We start from the raw sequence: 7,557 nt of genomic DNA, 5'->3' as shown, positions 1-7,557 counted from the left end.
ACCATGGTAACTTGCAACCATGACCACCTGATTCGATTGGTCTAATTGAATATGGCAAGTTGTTGCCGGCAGCGTAATTTCGTTATTAATAAAATATCCATCTAACGTACATTCTGTTAATGAATCGACATACAGTATTTATACCGAATACGGAGAATTTAGACGTTCATTTTCTGAAGAATATTATAAGGTTAGTGCTATTGCCCGTAGTAAAGAGGGGATAAATTCAAAAACAGAAATATTATATCTTGACTTTGGAACTTTCGTAAAGGTAGGCAGGAAGTAAGTAAATATTTGTATTGTACTTCTCTGCTGCGTCTAGTCATTTTTTCGTTAACGGGAAAACTGAGCAATAATGAGAAGTATATAGGGTAAATATGAATATACGAATGACCAATTCCAAAACGGTAGCGATACGATTAGTTAAGAAGGTATTACACAATACTTATTAAAAAGAATACCGTAGGTTGTCCAAAGCCAAAGTTGATGATATAGAGTCGTGGATATTACCGGTAGCGGCTGCTAGGCTGCGCGAGAATATTCCAGGCGAACGATGCATTCTCCATTGAAACTCAATCACGTTAACGAGGTTTGCATAGCGACAGACGGTTGCAAATGATTACAGAATCACACAAAGTATTGTAATATAAGGGTTGATGTTATCATAGATACATTGCAATCATATGAGGAGGCAGAATCTGACTCGTCTCATGATTGCCAATGACCTAAAGGGCTACCGTGTGGTAGTTCTCCACGAATAAAAAAAGGTAAATATCTTTGGAGGAATTCACTTATGTATCGCAATTTGGAAGATTGCATAATCGATTTAGAGAACAATGGACATTTGATTCGTATTCGAGAAGAAGTGGACCCCTATCTTGAAATGGCTGCAATTCACTTGAGGGTAAATGAAGCTAAGGGTCCGGCACTACTATTTGAAAATGTAAAAGGCTCAAAGTTTCGGGCGGTATCTAATCTTTTTGGCACGATTGAACGCAGTAAGTTTATTTTTCGGCATACTTTAGAATCCGTTCAAAACGTAATAGCGCTGCGCAACGATCCAATAAATGCGATAAAAAATCCGTTCAAACATATCCGAACAGGACTTAATGCCTGGAATGCCCTGCCTAAGAAAACATCTGGTAGTTCCCTTGTAACCGCACAGGAAATTAATATTTCTGATCTTCCGCTCATTCAACACTGGCCTATGGATGGAGGTGCTTTTATCACGTTGCCTCAAGTTTATAGTGAGGATCCAGTAAAGCCGGGTATTATGAGTTCAAATCTGGGGATGTACCGCGTTCAATTAGACGGCAACGAATATGAATTAAATAAAGAAGTCGGTTTACATTACCAGATTCATCGCGGCATCGGTGTCCATCAGGATAAAGCGAATAAACAAGGCATCCCTCTAAAAGTCAGTTGCTTTGTTGGTGGACCTCCGGCGCATACATTGTCAGCTATAATGCCCTTACCGGAGGGTTTGAGCGAAATTGCCTTTGCTGGTTTACTTGCAGGGCGTCGCTTTCACTACAGTTATCTCGAAGGTTTCTGCATCAGTAATGATGCTGATTTTGTTATTACCGGGGAGCTTCATTCTTACGAAACTAAACCAGAGGGTCCTTTTGGGGATCATTTGGGGTATTACAGTCTTACACATCCTTTTCCATACATAAAAGTACATAAAGTGTACGCCAAACCTAATGCCATATGGCCATTTACTGTTGTTGGCCGTCCGCCGCAAGAAGATACCATATTCGGGGAGCTCATTCACGAGTTGACTGGTGACGCTATCAAACAGGAGATCCCCGGCGTAAAAGAAGTCCATGCTGTGGATGCTGCAGGCGTTCATCCATTGCTTTTTGCAATTGGTAGTGAAAGGTACACCCCTTATCAGCGAGTTAATCAGCCTAGCGAAATCCTCACTCTCGCCAATCGGATTTTGGGAACAGGACAACTTAGTTTGGCTAAATATCTATTCATTACTGCCGAAGAACATCGACCATTAGATACGCATGATGAAGTGGATTTTTTAACTTACATCCTAGAACGCATTGATTTGCACCGAGATATTCATTTTTACACCAATACGACCATCGACACCCTTGATTATTCAGGGGCTGGATTGAATAGTGGCAGCAAAGTTGTATTCGCAGCTTATGGAGATAAGAAGAGGGATTTATGCAAAGAGGCACCTGACGGTTTGAGTGAGATTCGGGGATTTAGTCATGCAAGGTTAGTGATACCTGGCGTTGTAGCAATTCAAGGATCTAGATTTACTGACTACCCAAAGGCGCAAGATGAACTACAAGACTTAATTCAAGCTTTGATAGAAAAAGGTCCGCTTTCAACTTGTCCGATGATCATCTTATGTGATGACAGTACTTTTATGAGTGCCACTATCAACAATTTTCTTTGGGCTACCTTCACGCGCAGCAATCCGTCGCATGATATATATGGTGTCAATAGTTATTATAAGAATAAGCATTGGGCTTGTGACACTATCATAATGGATGCCCGTATTAAACCACACCACGCACCGCCACTTATACCTGATCCAACTATTGCAAGGAACATCGAGCGGTTATTTGTAAAAGGGGCAAGTTTGAGCGGATTTTAGTAAATTTCGTTCGCGTATTCGAGCCGTACAACATACAAGTCGCTTATGATGGAATGATCATCTCCATTGGAGAAAATGGTTAATATTAAGCAAGAAAGTAGAACTTGTCATATAGCCAGTACCTCTAGTGCCTGATACATTAATTCCAATACTAGCCAAAACCTTCGAACCGCTTTTTGGTTGTGAAGGTTTTTGGGTTGGGCTGCAAATACGCAAGGAGGCACTCCGATGAGAAATTGGCCGCGCCGGCTGCTAGAAGAACACCGGAATCGGATTGCTCGAGTACATCACTTTAGTAGGAAGCCAGAAACTGGATTTCCGCCCGACATCACCCCCTGAAATCGACAAAATTCGACGAATTGTTATAAAAAAGCTATGCATAAGGAGTGAATCACGATGGCGAATAATTACAAACGCTTCATTCAAAATCAATTCGAAAAAGCGAAGTCTACCGCTTCCGAATTCATTTCTTCAAGAAGTGAGGAACAAGAAGAAGGCACTATAGAACTCAATCCGCAATATTACGTTGAGCTGAATGCAATCGCCGATAGGCAAAATACGACCGTGCAAGCGATCGTCAATGGAATTATTGTCCAATATTTGGCAAGCGCTCCATACGAATCAACCCCCATTTTAGTGGATCAAAAGGAAAATAACCCAATTCTGTATTTAGATGGTATTTGTAAGCTAGAGGATTAAGGAGTGTTGATAAATGGATAACCACTTGAACATTCAGGACACCATTTTTCTGGATGAAACAGCTTTGGCCGCTTTAATGAACCCTGATGACCCCCGCTATTCAAAAGCACGTTCCCTGTTTCTGGATTTGCATGATCTAGAACGTAATTACGTGACGACCAACTCCATAATATTTGATCTTCATGAATGGCTTCGAAATGAATACAGCTATCAGCTGGCCGAATTTTTTCTGAGTGCAATTGATAAAGCAGCAAGTAAAGGCAAGCTGGCGATCATCTCCAGCAACCCCGAACTTGAAGGGGAATCGCGTAGGCTGCTTTTGGACAGGCCCGAGCTCCGTTTCTCACTCAGCGAAGCATTCACTGCTGTAACCATGTCCTATTATCAGGTAAAGCGCATCTTTACTTTCAATCGCAATTTCATGATGCTTGCCAATTTGGATAGAGATATTCGAATTATTCCATCCAATTAAAAACTTTTAAACATCTTCATTAACGACGAATGAGAAACTCCCTATAACACTGAAGTAAAAGTGATAGTCTCCAGTTATCTGAAGATACTGTCTTAGTCAAAGATTTTAGCATTTTAACAAACGCTTTGGCGCAATTCTTCGGTATGCTTTTTCAGTTATCACTTGAATCTCTTCCAGACACGTGATGTCCTTCGCGGTTAACGAAGCCCAGCCATGCTGTCCGATATATGGTTATCTAAGTATTAATCGTCCAATGGTTGGGCGATTTTTCTTTTGGCCAGAAATCAATATTCGAGGATAACAGAGCCTTATTAATATTAACTTTTCCCGTAAGCGAGCTGCATACTGCCAAAAAATATGTTGTAACGGGTACCAAAATTGAGTTGGGCGAATATCTTGCTTTTGATTAAAAAGAGTAATGGAGGATTCGGCGCTGGGACTCGCTTCTTTGAATGAATTCGGCTATTGCCCGTATGTAAAAACACCCGCTACAGCAGATTGAATCGTATTCTAATATAGGAGGCGCTCTATAAATGCCCCCACTTGTTTGTGCTGTAGCCCAAGCATCGGAAATAATAAACTTCCGACTATACGCATGTTTTTATAATGTTAATAGACTTGTTTTCCGATATAATAGAAAGGGAATATAGGAGTCAAGATCTGTGAAGGAGAGTATACGAATGAGAGACGATGTCCGAATGACCCGTAGTCTGAGGTGGGTAAGTGCGGTCATAATTTGCTTGCTCGTAATGTCGGTTGGTCAGCCCTACGCGAGCGCAATTTCACCAACGGTCCCTACAAAGAGCACGTTGAACGGAAGCGTTCAGTCCGTATACGGGGATACAGTCCAATTGACGACCGTGGTTACGGACGAAACGGCGAATTATAACGTACCTAGCGGTACGGTGAGCTTTTACGACGGGACTGCTTTGTTAGGCACACAGACATTGGCAGAAAATTTGCCTGTAATTGTGAATAAGCAAAACACAAGCGCGCCATCCGTAGCAGGTTCGTATCCGCTTTGTGAAAGCTGCAACAATAATTACCCGACCATTGAATGGGGCGGTTTGACTTACTGGGCCTTCACCTACAGTGATAATCGGAACAATACCAAGATCGTAGCGGTAGATGCCAACAACAATGTTGTAAGGCAATGGGACGACGTTGGCGATGTAAGGTATGTTGGAGAGCTGTCACTGGATAACGTGAATCGCAAAGTGATCTTCAAAGGGCAATTCAATGGTGCAACCAACCAATTCACCTTGGATTGGAGCTATTTCAGTAATGCGAATGCCAAAGCCTCGATGCTCTTGTCCACTCTAGCTCCTGGCAAGCATGAAATTACGGCGGTCTATCAGGGAGATGGTCTGCATATCGGCAGTACGAGCGCTCAGCTTACGCATCAAGTCGCCAAGATTGGCTCTTCTACGGTGCTTACCTCCAATGCGCCATCGGTGCATTTTGGAGAGAACGTCACGTACACAGCCAACGTCGTGAGTGAGGTTCCGGGACGCCCTGTCCCTAGCGGAACCGTGACGTTCAAGAATGGATTTGAAACGCTGGGAACCGTCAATGTGGACGGAAGCGGTACGGCGAAGTTCACACAAATCAACCTCCTTGTCAGTAATCTTATGATTAGTGCGGAGTACAGCGGGGACGAATTGTATCTGCCGAGCATATCCAATTCGCTGTCTCAAGTGCTGCTGAAGATTCCGACCACAACAGCTCTGACAGCGAGTCCCGTTACCTCCCAATACGGAGAAGCAATCAACTTAACGGCAACGGTGACGAATCAGCTTGCAAGTTCCTACTTGCCAAACGGAGGCAATGCGGACTTTATGGAGAACGGGACGAAGTTGGGGGAAGCAACCGTTGTAAATGGCATTGCTTCCATGACGATCTCCAGTCTGGCGGTAGGGACGCATGCGCTGATGGTGATTTATAACGCTGGTACGGTAGATTTTCAGCACGGCAACAGCGAGTCTGGGATTTTAAATGTCGAAGTAGGTAAGTTGAGTACAACTACGACAGCAACGTCAAACTCGATTGTGTATGGACAAGCTGCCCGGATATCGGCCAAGGTTACAACAACGACCGACGTAATCCCCTTAGGCGAAGTTGTTTTTAGGGTTGATGGAACAGCAACTGGTTCTCCGGTTGCTTTGGATAAAGCGGGCGAGGCCATATTTAATATGACCAATTTAGCTGTCGGAGACCATCCAGTAACAGTCGAATATCGAGGCAACGCCAATTTTGCAGGAAGCATCTCTGCAATGGTTAACCAACAGGTCAAGCAGTCGGCGATCCAACTCCTTCTGACCTCTAATACAAATGAAGCAGAGTTCGGCCAAGCAGTGAACCTGTCGGCGAATGCAGCCGCTCCTGAAGGAATGCCCGTTCCTACAGGCAATGTAAAGCTGCAGGTCGATCAAAACAATAATCTCACGCTTCCGCTAGTAGACGGTCAGCTTGTATGGTCAACGAGCTCGCTTGATGTCGGTGCCCATACGATTGTAGCGCAGTACCTGGGGAATGATCATTATGCGGAAGCGTATTCCCAGCCGATTCAGATTTCCATAACTTCGATTCCTACGAAAGTGGAGCTGTTTCCGAGCGTGACAGGCGCGGTATATTATGGGACGCCCATTACATACAAAGCAGTGGTGAGTAATAAGAGCGAATCTAAATTAAAGCCAACAGGACAGATTGCTTTTCAACTCCTCGGCCAAGTGCCTGTGCTCGTTAATTTGGATGAAGAGGGGGTAGCCTTGATAACGACCTCGACGCTTCCGGTTGGAGTGGATCTGATAGCAGTTAATTATGTACCGGATCACTCTTGGCACGCGGTGAGCCATGCCACTTATACGCAAATAGTACAGGCGGCAGCTCCGGGGCCCGTTTTGACGCTGGATCAGCCTAATCCGGTCTACTCTTACGGGAACACTGTTGCTTTCTCCGTCTATGGCGGCGTTCAGATTCAAGGTCAGTCTCCCACAGGAACTGTCCATTTGATTGAAAATGGGGCGGAGCTGGCGGAAGCGACCTTGGGCGTGGATGGGTATGCACGATTTGCGCTTAACGGTCTATCCTCGGGTACGCATCAAATCATTGCGCGATACTCCGGAGATACGTTTTTTCATCCTGCGGATACGCAGCCTATCAGCTTGATGGTGAAGCCTGTTCTTAGCAGCCTGATCCTGAATGACAATGCGGACAGTCAGGAGCTGTCGGTTGCCCAAGGTCTGAAAACCGCAGTAGTTCACTTGGCAAATCTTGTGACGTTGAAGGCTTTGAATGCCGAAGAATCACTCCGTGTCGAGTTGATTCCGATCAATGCCACCACAGGTCAGCTTGGGGCTCCTATCGCGCTTGCGAATGGATCAACCGTTTCGCCGGTAGCTCTGGCAGATGGGCTGAATAGGTACTTGCTGAGAGCAACAAGCTTCGACGGAACGGTTGCAACGACGTATTCGTTCTCCTTGCTGCATGCTGCAAATGGCGGCAGATGGAACTTGGCGGAGTCGATGAAGCTGATCCTTGCGGAATATGATATAGACGGCAACGGTGTTTTCAACCGAGGTGATGTGATAGAGCTGCTGAGCCAAATACAACCAATCTCGGCTACTCGTCCTTAATCAAAAAAGAGCCTGATCCTCCCATTTGGAAGTACACTGGTACCCACAGTCTGGACACTTTGAAAAAGTGTTCAGACTGTGGGTACCTTTTTTTGTATACTAGAGTAAGCACCGGAGGGGATTACATCATG

The 7,557-nt window shown here is 44.6% G+C and carries 4 protein-coding genes; all 4 read left to right on the top strand.

Annotated elements, in window-relative coordinates:
- The first annotated feature begins 793 nt into the window (after positions 1–793).
- The 4 genes from FU659_RS34040 to FU659_RS34025 all read left to right on the top strand — a co-directional run bounded on the left by FU659_RS34040 (position 794) and on the right by FU659_RS34025 (position 7,426).
- Positions 794–2,620, top strand: coding sequence for a UbiD family decarboxylase (locus FU659_RS34040; RefSeq protein WP_147951594.1), 1,827 nt, complete (start codon positions 794–796; stop codon positions 2,618–2,620).
- A 396-nt stretch (positions 2,621–3,016) separates the two neighbouring features.
- Entirely contained in the window at positions 3,017–3,319 is a 303-nt protein-coding gene (locus FU659_RS34035) for a hypothetical protein (RefSeq protein ID WP_147951593.1), read from the top strand.
- A gap of 13 nt (positions 3,320–3,332) precedes the next feature.
- Entirely contained in the window at positions 3,333–3,791 is a 459-nt protein-coding gene (locus FU659_RS34030; RefSeq protein ID WP_147951592.1) for a type II toxin-antitoxin system VapC family toxin, read from the top strand.
- A 680-nt stretch (positions 3,792–4,471) separates the two neighbouring features.
- Positions 4,472–7,426: an Ig-like domain-containing protein gene (locus tag FU659_RS34025; protein ID WP_147951591.1), complete on the top strand. Its 2,955-nt coding sequence runs from the start codon at positions 4,472–4,474 to the stop codon at positions 7,424–7,426.
- Positions 7,427–7,557 lie beyond the last annotated feature (131 nt).

Origin of the sequence: Paenibacillus sp. N3.4 (assembly GCF_008017805.1) — a bacterium.
GTDB lineage: Bacteria > Bacillota > Bacilli > Paenibacillales > NBRC-103111 > Paenibacillus_E.
Note: the sequence above shows the minus strand (reverse complement) of the source record. Positions and strands in the feature narration are given on the sequence as shown.